This window comes from Pseudomonas sp. GW822-FHT02G04 (assembly GCF_058802085.1).
Genome location: NZ_JBXANU010000013.1, coordinates 1 through 14,307 on the forward strand (window position 1 = coordinate 1; position 14,307 = coordinate 14,307).

Below are 14,307 nucleotides of genomic sequence, written 5' to 3' on the forward strand. Positions count from 1 at the left end.
CCCCCCCCCCCCCCCCCCCCCCCCCCCCCCCCCCCCCCCCCCCCCCCCCCCCCCCCCCCCCCCCCCCCCCCCCCTCCTACAGGTTGATCTGCCCCCAAAAGTTGGACACCAATCCTGATTTTGGGGTCAGATCAATGCTCAGTTCAACGCCAGCTCGTCCTCAGGCTGCTGCCCGCGAGCCTGTGCCGCGCGTTGCAAGCGACTGGCGATCAAGGTGTTCTTCAGCAGATAAGCAATGGTCATCGGCCCGACGCCACCGGGTACCGGCGTGATCGCGCGGGCGACGGTGCGGGCGCTGGCGTAATCGACATCGCCCACCAGACGGTTGCCGAACTCGCTGGTGATGCGGTTGATGCCGACATCGATCACCACCGCGCCGGGCTTGAGCCAACTGGCGTCGATCAACGCTGGCCGGCCCACCGCCGCGACCACGATATCCGCCAACCGGCACAACGCCGGGGCGTCGACGCTGCGCGAATGCACCACGCTGACCGAGCAGTTAGCCTGCAACAGCAAGGTCGCCATCGGTTTGCCGACGATGTTCGAACGGCCAATGACCACCGCGTGCAAGCCGCTCAAGTCATTACCGCAGGTTTCGTGCAGCAGGCGCATGCAGCCGCTGGGCGTGCACGGGGTCAGGACCTCGATGCCTTGCACCAGCCCACCGACGTTTTCCCGATGAAAGCCATCCACGTCCTTGATCGGGTCGATGGCATGAATCACTGCTTGCTCATCGATAGAGGCGGGCAAGGGCAGTTGCACCAGGATGCCGTTCACTGTGGGATCGGCATTGAGTTGTGCAATCAGTTCCAGCACCTGGGCCTGGCTGGCGGTTTCCGGCAAGCGGTGTTCGAGCGAGCGGATACCGACTTCCTTGGCGCGCAGCAGTTTATTGTGCACATACACATGGCTGGCCGGGTCGTCGCCGACCAACACGACCGCCAGGGCGGGGTAGATCTGCTGGCCGGCCAGGGCCAGAACTTCTTCCCGGACCTCGTCGAGGACCTTGGCAGAAATGGCTTTGCCGTCGATATCACGGGCAAATGTGGGGGTGCTGCTGATCAAAAGAGTCACCGTTGTCTTGATTGAATGGGGGTGAAGTGATCATCGCGGCGTCTTCTCGCGCCGATGATCCATCAGAGACATGCAGGCAAGGGGGTTCAGGCTATCAGGTGAGGGCAGGCATACGCGACTGGAACACCAGCGATCAGACAGGCCGGGATTGAGCCTCTCAATGCATCTTGCTGTGATCATGCATGCCGAGCGCCCGAGCCTCGGCGTCAACCTTGATCGTCTCTTTTTCGCCCTTGGCGTTTTCCACGGTCAGGGTCAGGGGCACTTTGTCGCCTTCCTTAACCTGGGCCGTCAAATCCATCAACATGATGTGATAGCCATGGGGATCGAAGCTTACCGGTTGGCCGGCCGGCAGCACGACGGACTCGACCTGGCTCATGCTCATCACATCGTCTTTCATGCTGGACTGGTGAATTTGCACGGTGTTCGCCACTGGCGACTGCACGCTGAGCAGTTTGCTATCGCCGTCGGCCTGCACGGTCATGAAGGCGCCGGTCGAATGCTGGCCGGCCACCGTCGCGCGAACCCAGGCGTCGTTCACCTGGGTTTGAGCAGACACCTGCCAAACCATGCCAATCAGGGAAAGGCCTAGAACCAATTGTTTAATACGTGGTGCGCAAATCGAAGTCATCAGCAGACCTCCATGACGGTGAGCAGGTCTTCTGCACACTCTTTGGCAGTAAGGGACGCGGACAGCCCCAGGCGCAGATTGCCTCGGGAATCGAAAACGAAGCTGGTCGCGGTGTGGGAGAGGGTATAGGTCGAACCGCTCGGGATCTTTTCATAGAACACACCGAACTCCTTGGCGGTGGCGGCGGTTTCTTCCAGCGTACCGTACAGCGCCTCGAAACTCGGATCGAAGGCCTTGACGTAGGCGTCGAGCATTTGCGGCGTATCGCGCTCGGGGTCCAGGGTGATGAAGATCACTTGCAGGCGTTCGCCATCGCGGCCCATCAGTTTTTTCGCCTGTGCCGCACGGGCCAGCGTCGTCGGGCAGACCGCCGGACATTGGGTGAAGCCGAAGAAGATCATCGGCATCAGGCCCCGATAGCTGCCCAGCATCCGGTACTCGCCCTGGGCGTCCTTGAGTTTGAAGGTACGCCCCATGATCTTGTCACTGAGGTCCTTGCCGTACTTGAACGACAGCTTGCTGCTGTCATCGCAGCCAGCGAGCAGGCCGAGGCTCAGCAGGCTCATGCCGCGCAGGACCGTGCGACGGGTATACAACGTACTCATGAACAAAAGCATCCTGTGTAGCGACGGGGAATCTACAGTGGCTGATCAATCAGACGAAAAAAAGCGCATGGATGTTAACAAACTGTTGCCCTGTGGCGCTTAATCGATGGCCTGCCGGTATGCGCCAAAACGTCGCGGCCTCGATATACGTGAAAATACAAATACGCGATGCTGCTGAAGGCAACGCTTGCCCGAATGGCACCGAGGAACCTGTGGCGAGGGAGCTTGCTCCCGCTGGGGCGCGAAGCGGCCCCAAAAAAGGATCACTGCACAACCCTGCGTCAGCAACTCACTCACCACAACAGCCCACAACTACTCAGGCGTATTAATGTGATCCAGAACCCGGTTCGCGGTGATCTCTGCCACCATGATGCTGTTTGAAATGCCCAGCAGGGCGTAGCGCGACTCACCCTCCAGATGATCCACCAACTGATGGACCATCACATCGACCGAGGCCAGCGTCTCGACCAAAAAAACCGCCAGGGTTTCGGCGGTGGCTTCTGGGGCCACGGAGAACAGGGTGCTGCGTGTTCGTGGGGTGGCTTTGATGTCGGCAATCGAATTGAGGTGAAAGTCGAGGGCCCGTTCGGCGGCCTCGTTGAGTTTTTTTGAACCGGGTTCGTAGGGGGAAATCGGATCAGTGTCCGGTGGATTCGGTGAAGGTTTTATCATTTGCTGAGTCTCTTAATGATGTGCCACCCCTCTTGCGACTAAACGAAAGGGGAGGCAACTGCACGCAGGTTAGTCGACCGGGAAACTCAGCAATCCGGCGCGCCCGAGGGCGCCCTACGTACAGCCACCATCAAGTACAGGTAATGAAATACCTGCATGACAGATGCATGCACAACCGAGTTAACACGGGCGACTAAACCCGACCACTGATGGGCAGTGGCACGGAAACGATAGAGGCCGGGAGCAAGGCGTACAAGCCGGCGGATTCTGGCGTAAGCGTAGGCAACGGCGCAAGGTCTTGTGGCTTTCAGGAAGTAACCTTCAGGGCTTTTAAACGCGCGCATTCCAGAGATGTTGAGTGATCTGACACGCACTTCCTACGAGTGGTGAAAACCTTAAGAAAACAAACTCACAGGGCTAAATAGAACGTAGCCGCATGCACTTTTAAAGAGCCATGCCTGACAACATGCACCAGTGCGAAGCGGTTTCCTGAGTTATCCCTTCCTTCAGCAACACCGTCCGCCCACCCACTCGCGGGGGCCTGCAACGTTGACTTGCACCTGATGAGACCTGCCTGGGCCGCGGTCTTTATCACATTGTTCCATCGTTCAGCAGTCGGCTTTCCAGAACCAAGGAAGTCATACACCACAGACTGGCACAAAGGCTGCATTCTCCCCTTCAGCCTCATCTGAAAAAGAGGGGGCAGCCCACTCGATCAACGAAGATCGACCGGCCGGGCAGGTCGTGGGCAACATCGGTGGATCAGGCGAAGGCGCCAGGTCGAACACCGCGAAGAACAGGCAAAGACGCCTGAAACCGAGAGGTTTCAGGCGTTTTTTTTTGCTTTTTTATCCGTGATTGGCTTTGGCTGGGTGCTTACTATGAATTCCAATGTTGCCGCATTGAACAAACTGCAAACGCTGATCGTGATCGGCAATGGCATGGTCGGACATCATTGTGTCGAGCAGCTCATCGAGCGCGGCGCCCTCGACCACTACCGGCTGCATGTCTTCAGCGAAGAGCCGATGCGCGCCTACGACCGTGTGCATCTGTCCGAGTATTTCGGCGGTCGCGATGCCGAATCGCTGGCTTTGGGCGAAGCCTCTCTCTATCAGACGCCGGGCGTCACCCTGCATCTGGGTGTGCCGGTGCTGGAAATCGACCGCGTCCGGCGCCAGGTGATTACCGCGCAAGGTTGCGTCGCTTACGACAAGTTGGTTCTGGCCACCGGGTCTTATCCTTTCGTGCCACCTATTGAAGGCGCAGAAGGCGACTCGCGCCTGGTGTACCGCACCCTTGAAGACCTCGACGCGATTCGTGCTGCTGCGGCCAATGCCCGGCGTGGCGTGGTGGTCGGCGGTGGTCTGCTCGGCCTGGAAGCGGCCAATGCCCTGAAAAGCCTGGGCCTGGAAGCGCATGTGGTGGAGTTCGCCCCGCGCCTGATGCCGGTGCAACTGGACGAGCAGGGCGGCCTGGCGCTGAAGGCGCAAATCGAGCGGCTCGGCGTGGGTGTGCACTTGTCACGTGGCACGCAGTCGATCAGTGCCGGCGAGCAGTACCGCTACCGGATGAATTTTGCCAATGACGAATTTCTCGAAGCCGACCTGATCGTGTTCTCCGCCGGCATCCGCGCGCAAGATGCATTGGCCCGCCAATGCGCGCTGGACATTGGTCCTCGCGGCGGCGTGGTGATCGACGACCAGTGCCTGACCAGCGACCCGAACATCTACGCCATCGGCGAATGTGCCGCCTGGAATGGCAGCCTCTTCGGCCTGGTCGCTCCCGGTTATCAGATGGCCCGTGGCGTCGCGTCGCTGCTGTGCAATCAAGCCGCCGAGCCGTTCCAGGGCGCCGACATGTCGACCAAGCTCAAACTGCTTGGCGTCGATGTCGGCTCCATCGGCGATGCCCATGCGCAAACGCCGGGTGCGCGCAGTTATCAGTTCATCGATGAAGCGACAGCCAGCTACCGCCGGCTGGTGGTGGATGCCGACAGCAAGCGTGTGCTCGGCGCAGTGCTGGTCGGCGACAACAGCTATTACGACACCTTGCTGCAATACATGCAGAACGGCATTGCCTTGCCGTCGGAACCGGCCAGCCTGATTCTGCCGTCGTCCACCGGCGCGCCAACCCTGGGCCCGGGCGCGTTGCCCGAGTCGGCGACTGTATGCTCCTGCCACAACGTCACCAAGGGCTCGATCTGCTCGGCCATCGACGGCGGCTGCACCGACCTCGGCCTGCTCAAGTCGCAGACCAAGGCGTGCACCGGTTGCGGCGGTTGCGCGGGGCTGCTCAAGCAAGTCTTCGAGCATGAACTGATTGCTCGTGGCGTCAGCGTCGACAAGAGCCTGTGCGAACACTTCGCCTACACCCGCCAAGAGCTTTATGCGCTGGTGCGGGTAGAGGGGGTGATCACTTTCGAAGAACTGCTGGCCAAGCACGGCCGTGGACACACCGGTTGCGACGTGTGCAAACCGGCAGTGGGCTCGATCCTCGCCTCGTGCTGGAACCAGCCGATCATGGACCCCTCGCTGGTGCCGTTGCAGGACACCAACGACACTTTTATGGCCAATATGCAGAAGAACGGCACCTATTCGGTGGTGCCGCGCATCGCTGGCGGTGAGATCACCGCTGACAAGCTGATCGCAATCGGCGTGGTGGCGAAGAAATACGACCTCTACACCAAAATCACCGGCGGCCAGCGGATCGACCTGTTCGGCGCGCAGTTGCACCAGTTGCCGGACATCTGGTCCGAGCTGATCGAGGCCGGTTTCGAAACCGGGCACGCCTACGGCAAGTCGACCCGCACCGTGAAGTCTTGCGTGGGCAGCACCTGGTGCCGTTACGGCGTGCAGGACAGCGTGAAAATGGCCCTGACCCTCGAAGATCGCTACAAAGGCCTGCGCTCGCCGCACAAGCTCAAGTTCGCCGTTTCTGGCTGCACCCGTGAATGTGCCGAGGCGCAGAGCAAGGATGTCGGCGTGATCGCCACCGAGAATGGCTGGAACCTCTATGTGGCCGGCAACGGCGGCATGCGCCCGCGTCACGCCGAGCTGTTCGCCACCGACCTGGACGATGCAACCCTGATCCGTTACATCGACCGCTTCTTGATGTTCTACATTCGCACCGCCGACAAATTGCAGCGCACCTCGGTCTGGCGCGAAAGCCTGGAGGGCGGCCTGGATTACCTCAAGGACGTGATCATCAACGACAGCCTGGGGCTTGGCGCCGAACTTGAATCGCAGATGCAACTGGTGGTCAACCGCTACGAATGCGAATGGGCCAATGCCCTCAAAGACCCGGAAAAGCTCAAGCGCTTCCGCACCTTCGTCAACGATCAACGCCCGGACCCGGACATCCATTTTGTTCAGGAACGCGGTCAGCGCCGGCCGATCATGGCCGCCGAACTCAACCTTATCCCTGTCACCGAGGAGAATGCCTGATGAGCCAGTCCACTACCCAGCGTGTCGATGCCCTTGTAACCGCGGCCAATGCCCAGGCCTGGCAGGCGGTGTGCAGCCAGCAGGATCTGGTCAGCAACTCCGGAGTTGTCGTCTGGCTCGATGGCGCCCAGGTGGCGCTGTTCTACCTGCCGCAGGCCGAAGGCCGCACCCTCTACGCCATCGATAACCATGATCCGCAATCCGGCGCGAACGTCATTGGCCGCGGCTTGATCGGCAGTCTCAAGGGAGATCTGGTGGTGGCTTCGCCGATCTACAAGCAGCATTTCCGTCTCGAGGACGGTAGCTGCCTGGAGTACCCGGAGCAGCGTCTGCGGGTGTGGCCGGTGCGTCTGAACGCCGGCGTCGTGGAAGTTGCGGCGGCTTGACCGTCCCGCTGAACCGTAAAGGAGAACGTTGATGAAAACAGCCGCACAGTTGCTGAAACTGAAGGTCGTGCAAAACCAGCAGGTGCACAGCATCGCACCGGATCAAATGGTCCTCGACGCCCTGAAAATGATGGCCGAGAAGAACGTCGGCGCGCTGCCCGTGATCGAAGAAGGGCAGGTGGTCGGCGTCATCAGCGAGCGCGACTATGCGCGCAAGGTGGTGCTACAGGGGCGTTCTTCGGTCGGCACGCCGGTGCGCGAGATCATGAGCGCGCCGGTGGTGACTGCCGACAGTTTGCAGAGCATCGAGCGCTGCATGGAGGTCATGACCGACAGTCATTTGCGTCATCTGCCGGTGCTGGAGGGCGGGGAACTGATCGGGCTGCTGTCGATCGGCGATCTGGTCAAGGAAGCCATCGTCGAGCAGGCTGATTTGATTCGGCAACTTGAGCACTACATTCGCGGGCATTGAGCCCGCGTATACCGTAGGTCGCAAAAAACGGCTTGAGTGGAAATAAGCCTAAGTAACCGCTTGGAACAGTCGATAACCCTAACAGTAGGCAACTAGCCGACCACGCATCTGCCGACAGGGGAACTATCGAGTGTCCATAAAATTACGTTTGATCTTGTTGATCGGCACCAGTTTGCTCACCGCCCTGATCGTGAGCTTGGTCAGCTATGTGGGCAATACCCGGATGGCCGAGGCGGTGAGTGACAACGAGGTCAGCATGACCGCGCTGCGCAACCACCTCGAAGCCGACATGATGCACGATGCACTGCGCGCCGATGTGCTGTCGGCGATGCTGGTAGGGTTGGGCAAGAGCCCCAGCAGCAAGGCCGAGGTGCGCAGTTCACTCAATGAGCATGCTGCGCATTTTCGCGAGATGCTCGGTGACAACCTCAAGCTGCCGGTCAACGATACCCTCAAGGCCGCGCTGGACAAGATCAAGCCAAGCCTCGATACGTACATCAGTGCCGCCGAACGCATTGTCGGGCTGGCGCTGGATAATCCGGACTCCGCACAACAGCAATTGGGCACGTTCAATAACGCGTTCAGCCAACTGGAAGACCAGATGGCCGCCCTCAGTGAGCTGATCGAAACCAACACCCAACAGACCAGCGCGGGCACTCGGCAAACCATCAGCAGTGCCAACTTCACCCTCGGCGTCGTACTCATTGCCAGCTTGTTGCTGCTGCTCGCCCTGGGACGCTCGGTCATCCTGAGCATCATGGGGCCATTGCAGATCGCCAGCCGGATTGCCGACAGCATCGCCCATGGCAACCTGAGCGAGCCTATCGTCGAGCCCACCCGCAAGGACGAAGCCAGCACCTTGATTCGCAGCCTGGCAACCATGCAGCGTGACCTGCGCGGCATGATCGAAGTGGTTCGCAGCAACGCCCACGGCGTAAGTGGCATGAGCCAGCAATTGAGCAGCGGTTGCCACCAGGTCGCGGGCAGCAGCCAGCAGCAAAGCGTCGCCGCCAGCACCATGGCCGCGGCGGCCAGCGAAATGACTGCGAGCATCGAGGAAATCACCCGGCATGCCGAGCGTGCACTGAACATGGCCAACCAGGCCGAGGAACTGGCCAAGGATGGCGGTCGGGTGATTCATCAGGTGGTCAGCGACATGGACGGGATTGCCCGTTCGGCGCAGCAGTCGGCCCAGGTGATCCGTACCCTGGACAAGGAGTCCGAGGGGATTTTCAGCATCATTCAGGTGATCAAGGGCATCGCCGATCAAACCAACCTGTTGGCGCTTAACGCCGCCATCGAAGCCGCCCGCGCCGGTGAGCAGGGCCGTGGTTTCGCCGTGGTGGCCGACGAGGTGCGCAGCCTGGCAGGCCGCACCAGCGCCTCCACCCAGGAAATCGCCACCATGGTCGCGCGTATCCAGCAAAGCACTCGCGAGGCGGTCAGCAGCATGGAGGCAGGCGTCGCACAGGTCGACAAGGGCATGGCGGTGACCGCCGACGTCGAGCGCGCCATCCGCGAAATCCTCCAGGCCACGCTCAATACCACGGAGCTGGTCAATGACATCAGCCGCACGATCGGCGAGCAGAGCCTGGCCAGTAACGAAATCGCACATCAGGTGGAAATGATTGCCGGTATGTCCGAAGGCAACAGCAAGGTGATCAACCAGACCGCCTCGACCACCGATGAACTGTCCAGCCTGGCCGGACAGCTCTCGCAGTCGGTGGATCGGTTTCGCCTTTGAGGCATCGGCTGGCCCTGTCATCAGGGCCAGTCAGCTCATCCAGTTGCCGCCATCAACGTTATAGGTCTGCGCCACGATGTAATCGCTCTCGGCCGATGCCAGGAAAATCGCCATGCCGACAAGGTCCTCCGCTGTGCCCATGCGTCCGTACGGAACTTCCTCACCCGCCAGCCTTTTCTTTTCCCCGAGCGGGCGATTTTCATAGCGGGCAAACAGCGCGTCGACGCCGTCCCAATGCTCACCGTCCACCACCCCCGGCGCGATGGCATTCACGTTGATTCGATGGGGAATGAGGTTGAGACCGGCCGACTGCGTGAGGCTGATCACCGCCGCTTTGGTCGCGCAATACACCGCGACCAACGCTTCACCGCGCCGCCCGGCCTGGCTGGCCATATTGATGATCTTGCCGCCGTGGCCCTGGCGGATCATCTGCTTGGCCGCGGCCTGCAGTGTGAACAGGGTGCCGGAAACGTTGATCGAGAACAGCCGTTCGTAGCTGTTGCGAGAAATCTCCGTGATCGGCGCGAGATCAAACAGCGCCGCGTTGTTGATCAGGATGTCGAGCTTGCCTGCGGCGGCGATCACCGTGGCGATGGCAGCGTCGATGGATTGCTGATCGGTCACGTCCATCTCGACTGCATAGGCATTGGGGCCCAACTCGGTTGCCGTGGCTTGGGCACGTTCCAGGTTGATGTCGGCGATCGCGACCGTAGCGCCTTCGCGGATATAGGCTTGCGCGAACGTCCTGCCTATTCCTCTGGCGGAACCGGTAATCAGGGCGCTTTTTCCTTCTAGACGTTTCATTGTTTCCATCCAATCGTTAGAGCTGAAGAGACGCCCGTTGAGGGCATTAAAAGCTGCGAAGAACCATGTAGGAGCGAGGCTTGCCCGCGAAGAGCGATGACGCGTAACCCCTGAAAAACCGCGGTGCATTCTTCGCGGGCAAGCCTCGCTCCTACAGGTTCCACACCAAGCCGTTGCTACTTGGGATAACCGGCGCGCTTCATTTCGCGTTCGGTGCTTTGCTGGGCGGAGGCCAGGGCCTGTTCCACCGGCATCTGCCCGGTGAGCGCCGCGGATACCAGCTTGCCGACCGACGTGCCAATCGCCTGGAATTCGGGAATGGTCACGTATTGGATACCGACGTAGGGCACGGGCTGGGCTGACGGGTGCGCCGGGTCGGCGTTCTGCATCATTTTCAGCGTGACACCGGCGAAGGGCGCTGCCTGCAAATAGGCGTCGCTGTAGGTCGACATGCGGGTGCCCGGCGGTACGTTGCTGATGCCATCCGTCTCGGCGACCAGTTGGATGTATTCCCTGGAGGTGGCCCAGGTCACAAAGGCTTTGGCGGCTTCCTTGTGTCTGGATGTCGCCGGGATGGCCAGTGACCAGGCATAGAGCCAGGACGAACCCTTGTCGGTGACTTGTGTGGGCGCGGCGACGAAACCAACATCATCGGCCACCTTGCTTTGCGTTGTGTCGGTGATGAAGGAACCGGCGACGCTGGCATCGACCCAGATTGCGCATTTGCCACTGTTGAACAAGGCCAGCGTCTCGTTGAAGCCATTGCTCGACACACCCGGTGGGCCGTACTGCTTGAGGGTGTTGACGTAGAAGTTGGCGGCGGCGGTCCATTGCGGCCCGGTGAGTTGCGGCTGCCACTGCTCATTGAACCAGCGCGCGCCAAAGGCGTTGGACATGGTCGTCAGCAGCGCCATGTTTTCACCCCAACCGGCCTTGCCGCGCAGGCACATTCCATACTGTTCTTTATCCGGCTGGTGCAGCTTGCCGGCGAACTCGCCGAGCTGCGTCCAAGTCGGGTGCTCGGGCATGCTCAGGCCGGCGTTCTTGAACAGGTCGGTTCGGTAATAGGTGACGGTGCTTTCGCCATAGAACGGCAGGGCATAGAGCGTGTCGTTGACCGATAACCCTTGGCGAACCGCAGGGAAAATATCTTCTAGGTCATAGCTGGCGGGCAGGTCCTTTATCGGCTCCAGCCAATGCTTGGCGCCCCACAAGGGTGTTTCGTAAGTGCCGATGGTGAGCACGTCGAACTGGCCGCCCTGAGTGGCAATGTCGGTGGTCAGGCGCTGACGCAACACGTTCTCTTCGAGCACCACCCAGTTCAGCTTTACGTCAGGGTGCAGCTGTTCGAATGTTTTGGACAACCGCTGCATGCGGATCATGTCGCTGTTGTTCACGGTCGCGATGGTCACCGTTTCAGCAGCCTGGCAGAGCAGGGCAGAGCACAGGCCGGCGGATAGAAAAAGCGCGCTTGGAATGATCTTCATCGTGATCTCCGCTCTGCGCCTTGGGCGGCAGAAGCTTTTATTGTTGTTGTAGGCCACAGTGCGGGTCATAGCCGCACCGGGATGACCACAGAATTGCAGCTACCCAAGCAGCGAACAAATGAATGGCATACGCGTCGCTGATACTTTTTTGACCGTGGAAAAAAAGTATCAGTGGTCGCCATGTAGCACGCTAGGCACCGGGCGTCGTTAGTGCGAGTCTCATGTCAGCGTCCCGAGACTTCGACCGCGTCCCAGGCTTCGCGGTACCTTGATAAAACCAACAAAAACGGAGTCGCCAGGGTGATGAACCATCACGCAACCGCAGACAAGCCGCCAGCGCTTGAAGTCATCCTCAACGAGCCCCAGCACAGCTTTCGTTGGTACGAGCACGACTATCCCTTCGACCTAGCGCGCTGGAACCATCATCCGGAATTCGAGATCCACCTGATCCGCGAAGGTAGCGGTCGGCTGTTGGCCGGTGACTACATTGGCGTGTTCGAGGCCGGTCATGTCGCCCTGATCGGGCCCGGCCTGCCTCATGACTGGATCAGTGATCTGGGCAAAGGAGAGGTAATTACCGGCCGTGACGTGGTGTTGCAATTCGATGGTCAGATGCTGATGCAACTGCGTGACAAGGTCCCGGAGCTCAGCGAGTTGCAAAGCCTGTTTCGCCAGGCGGCGCAGGGCATCGAATTTCATGGCAACACCCGCAAGAAAGCAGCTCGACTGCTGGAAGAGATCGGCCAGTGCCACGGCTTGCAGCGACTGTGCCTGTTCCTGTCGTTGCTGCAACTGCTGGCATCGGCCCCCGACAACGAGAGACAAACGCTTGCCAGCCTGCAATATGCGCCCATGCTCGACGCATTGACGGCTCAGCGCATGAGCATTGTCTTCGACTACATCCTGAACGACCTCGCCGATGAGTTGCGGATGTCGGTCATCGCCCAGCGCCTGGACATGAACGAGCCGGCCTTCTCCAAATTCTTCAAGCGCGCCACCGGCCATACCTTCGTCGACCTGACTCGCAAACTACGAGTCCAGCGCGCCTGCCGTTTGCTGGCGCAAAGCAGTTTCAGCGTTGCCGATATCTGTTTTGAAGTGGGGTATGCCAATTTATCGAATTTCAATCGGCACTTTCGCCATGAAATGCACGAGACGCCCAGTGAGTATCGGCAGCGGTTGCAGCGCGCATCTTGCGGTGGGTAGCGCTTTCTGTGGCGCTGAAGTGTTAGTCTCGAAAGCAACCGGGTAGTGGCGTTAGCGCATCTGGAATTATTTTCTTCCAGTTCTTGACATGCCTTTCGAACCAGTCCAGAATTGCGTCCATTCCTGATTCAGGAACACGAAAACCCCTTAGATTTCAAAGGGTTGGAAGCTAGATTAGAATCTTGTTTCCAGATACGAGTTTACACGTTTGATGTTGTGCTACTGAACATCAGATGTTTGAGGCCGAATAGCAAAATGGTTATGCAGTGGATTGCAAATCCACCTACGCCGGTTCGATTCCGACTTCGGCCTCCACTATTAAAAACCCCGTAGATCAATGATCTACGGGGTTTTTTATTGCCTGCGAAAAAGCCAAGTGTTCCGCAATTTTTTGGAGGTGTTCCGCAACTGAGCTTGGCGCGCAGCTTCAATGGGTGGCTCATAGGTGATTGCCCGGACCAGCAATCCTCGCGTGCGTTAGGTTGCTGAACCCTACAAAGGGTGCCATTATCAGGCCACCGTCGGATGGATTCGAGGATCCAATGAAAGGATTTCTGGTGAAGGGAAAATGTCTTAAGGACTACGTTTTAGTCTTAATGCATCGTAGTTTCCTCCTTAAAGTTTTACATGACTTTCATATATATAGAAGCCCGATCAGAGCCTCTTTCGTTAGTGGTTTAGCGTTGCGCTTCTTACATGCGATTTAAATTTTCGAGTGCTTGAATTCAAAGCGAAATTTCGTGTGGCACGAAATTGTGTGCGGTTTTACTGTTAGATGAGAGATGGTATGTCCAGGAGAGTTGCAACATTTTTTGATATGAAGTTGTATGCCCGCGGCCGCTCTAGGGCAGAGGGTAATACCGCTGATTTTCCAGCCCAGCCAAAATCAATGCTCGAAATAAAGGAGTTGGTTGAGTCTCTTATAGATGGTGGCGATAATTTTTTAAGCAAAGGTCAGAGTGACAAGGCTGACAAATACTATATAGCTCATACTGATACAGTTGATGGGCATTGGGTGCTTCTCATTAATCGTTGTGATCCAAGCGCGCCGGACTCCGTATATAGTAATCCAGAATCAAAAGAGCGGACCGTCAATGAGAAACTTCCGGGTCAAGGCTCTGAGTATTCTGCACATTTGATTCTGAATCTTAAGCCGGTAAAGGGCAGCGATTTTTATTTCTGTATTATTGAAGCTTCCTACGGCGCTGGACTTGGTAGTAGTGCGATCACAAGCTATTTCGCACATGTTATTCGGCACTGCAAAAAACAAAAGCCACTCCTTTTCAAAATTCCAAATATCGATGGCTCCTGCGATAAGAAAGGCCAGCAGAATATTGTGCACCTCAATCACGAAGTTGAGCTGCATGGTCATATTTCAGAAACCTTCAAAACTGATTTGCAAAGTGGTGCTTTAGGTGGGATTGAACTCATCAGCTACAAAACTGTTGGCGGAAAATGGGATGACGCGGGTTTCGTAAAAGAAAAGCATAGAGTGATTAAACTGGAGCTTGAAAAGAATTTGATCGGGGATGCTGTAAAAACAGTAACGGATGTGCTTAGAAACGCTAAAGCTGATGGGGTAGCTGAGATGCGAGTCAGTTTCAAGGACGGTTCGGGTTCACCTAATAGTGCATTACTTTCTGTCGATACTGGCCAGCTTGCAACGGATGGTCGATATCTGAAGCGTTATTATATTTCTTCGGTCAATAATGTTAGCTCCGCGAGTATTGAGCAAGTTAATCATGCTATAGTGAAGGAAGTTTTGAAAAGCTTGGAGTGACAT

Annotated in this window: 12 protein-coding genes, 1 tRNA gene and 1 pseudogene; 8 read left to right on the plus strand and 6 right to left on the minus strand. The window is 58.2% G+C overall.

Features of this window, described 5'->3' with window-relative positions; all coding sequences use genetic code 11:
• Positions 1 to 138: 138 nt before the first annotated feature.
• The 4 genes from AC1RO5_RS17145 to AC1RO5_RS17160 all read right to left on the minus strand — a co-directional run bounded on the left by AC1RO5_RS17145 (position 139) and on the right by AC1RO5_RS17160 (position 2,982).
• Positions 139 to 1,065 (minus strand): bifunctional 5,10-methylenetetrahydrofolate dehydrogenase/5,10-methenyltetrahydrofolate cyclohydrolase, encoded by a 927-nt coding sequence (locus AC1RO5_RS17145; protein WP_493176434.1) that lies wholly within the window; start codon positions 1,063 to 1,065, stop codon positions 139 to 141.
• Positions 1,066 to 1,231: 166 nt separating this feature from the next.
• On the minus strand, positions 1,232 to 1,705 hold the full coding sequence (locus tag AC1RO5_RS17150; protein WP_493176436.1) for a copper chaperone PCu(A)C: 474 nt from the start codon (positions 1,703 to 1,705) through the stop codon (positions 1,232 to 1,234).
• Entirely contained in the window at positions 1,705 to 2,310 is a 606-nt protein-coding gene (locus tag AC1RO5_RS17155; RefSeq protein ID WP_019651622.1) for an SCO family protein, read from the minus strand. Before AC1RO5_RS17155 ends, AC1RO5_RS17150 begins: the two co-directional genes overlap by 1 nt.
• 312 nt (positions 2,311 to 2,622) lie before the next feature.
• Complete coding sequence (locus tag AC1RO5_RS17160) at positions 2,623 to 2,982, minus strand: DUF6124 family protein (protein ID WP_493176437.1); 360 nt, start codon at positions 2,980 to 2,982, stop codon at positions 2,623 to 2,625.
• 881 nt (positions 2,983 to 3,863) lie between these two features.
• Here AC1RO5_RS17160 and nirB point away from each other — a divergent pair.
• The 5 genes and pseudogenes from nirB to AC1RO5_RS17185 all read left to right on the plus strand — a co-directional run bounded on the left by nirB (position 3,864) and on the right by AC1RO5_RS17185 (position 9,027).
• Positions 3,864 to 6,425: a nitrite reductase large subunit NirB gene (gene nirB / locus AC1RO5_RS17165; RefSeq protein WP_493176439.1), complete on the plus strand. Its 2,562-nt coding sequence runs from the start codon at positions 3,864 to 3,866 to the stop codon at positions 6,423 to 6,425.
• Positions 6,425 to 6,811, plus strand: a complete 387-nt coding sequence (gene nirD, locus AC1RO5_RS17170; protein WP_493176441.1) for a nitrite reductase small subunit NirD — start codon at positions 6,425 to 6,427, stop codon at positions 6,809 to 6,811. Before nirB ends, nirD begins: the two co-directional genes overlap by 1 nt.
• A 31-nt stretch (positions 6,812 to 6,842) precedes the next feature.
• Positions 6,843 to 7,283, plus strand: coding sequence for a CBS domain-containing protein (locus AC1RO5_RS17175; protein WP_007935595.1), 441 nt, complete (start codon positions 6,843 to 6,845; stop codon positions 7,281 to 7,283).
• A 130-nt stretch (positions 7,284 to 7,413) separates the two neighbouring features.
• A pseudogene (locus AC1RO5_RS17180) lies at positions 7,414 to 8,169 on the plus strand (MCP four helix bundle domain-containing protein); the annotation flags it as partial.
• Positions 8,170 to 8,301: 132 nt separating this feature from the next.
• Positions 8,302 to 9,027, plus strand: coding sequence for a methyl-accepting chemotaxis protein (locus tag AC1RO5_RS17185; RefSeq protein ID WP_371924247.1), 726 nt, complete (start codon positions 8,302 to 8,304; stop codon positions 9,025 to 9,027).
• Between the two features lie 30 nt (positions 9,028 to 9,057).
• On the opposite strand, the gene AC1RO5_RS17190 is transcribed toward AC1RO5_RS17185, so the two are convergent.
• A complete protein-coding gene (locus AC1RO5_RS17190) occupies positions 9,058 to 9,831 on the minus strand; it encodes an L-iditol 2-dehydrogenase (RefSeq protein ID WP_493176663.1) in 774 nt (257 codons plus the stop codon).
• Between the two features lie 176 nt (positions 9,832 to 10,007).
• Positions 10,008 to 11,318 carry an ABC transporter substrate-binding protein gene (locus AC1RO5_RS17195; protein WP_493176443.1) on the minus strand — a complete coding sequence of 437 codons (1,311 nt, stop codon included), beginning with the start codon at positions 11,316 to 11,318 and terminating at the stop codon, positions 10,008 to 10,010.
• A gap of 303 nt (positions 11,319 to 11,621) precedes the next feature.
• On the opposite strand from AC1RO5_RS17195, the gene AC1RO5_RS17200 reads away from it, so the two are divergent.
• The 3 genes from AC1RO5_RS17200 (at position 11,622) to AC1RO5_RS17210 (ending at position 14,304) form a co-directional block, all read left to right on the plus strand.
• Entirely contained in the window at positions 11,622 to 12,524 is a 903-nt protein-coding gene (locus AC1RO5_RS17200; RefSeq protein WP_493176445.1) for a helix-turn-helix domain-containing protein, read from the plus strand.
• Positions 12,525 to 12,765: 241 nt separating this feature from the next.
• Positions 12,766 to 12,839: transfer RNA gene (locus AC1RO5_RS17205), tRNA-Cys, on the plus strand.
• A 472-nt stretch (positions 12,840 to 13,311) separates the two neighbouring features.
• The gene (locus AC1RO5_RS17210) at positions 13,312 to 14,304 is read left to right on the plus strand and encodes a hypothetical protein (RefSeq protein ID WP_493176446.1); all 993 of its coding nucleotides are present in this window, start codon (positions 13,312 to 13,314) and stop codon (positions 14,302 to 14,304) included.
• Positions 14,305 to 14,307: the final 3 nt, after the last annotated feature.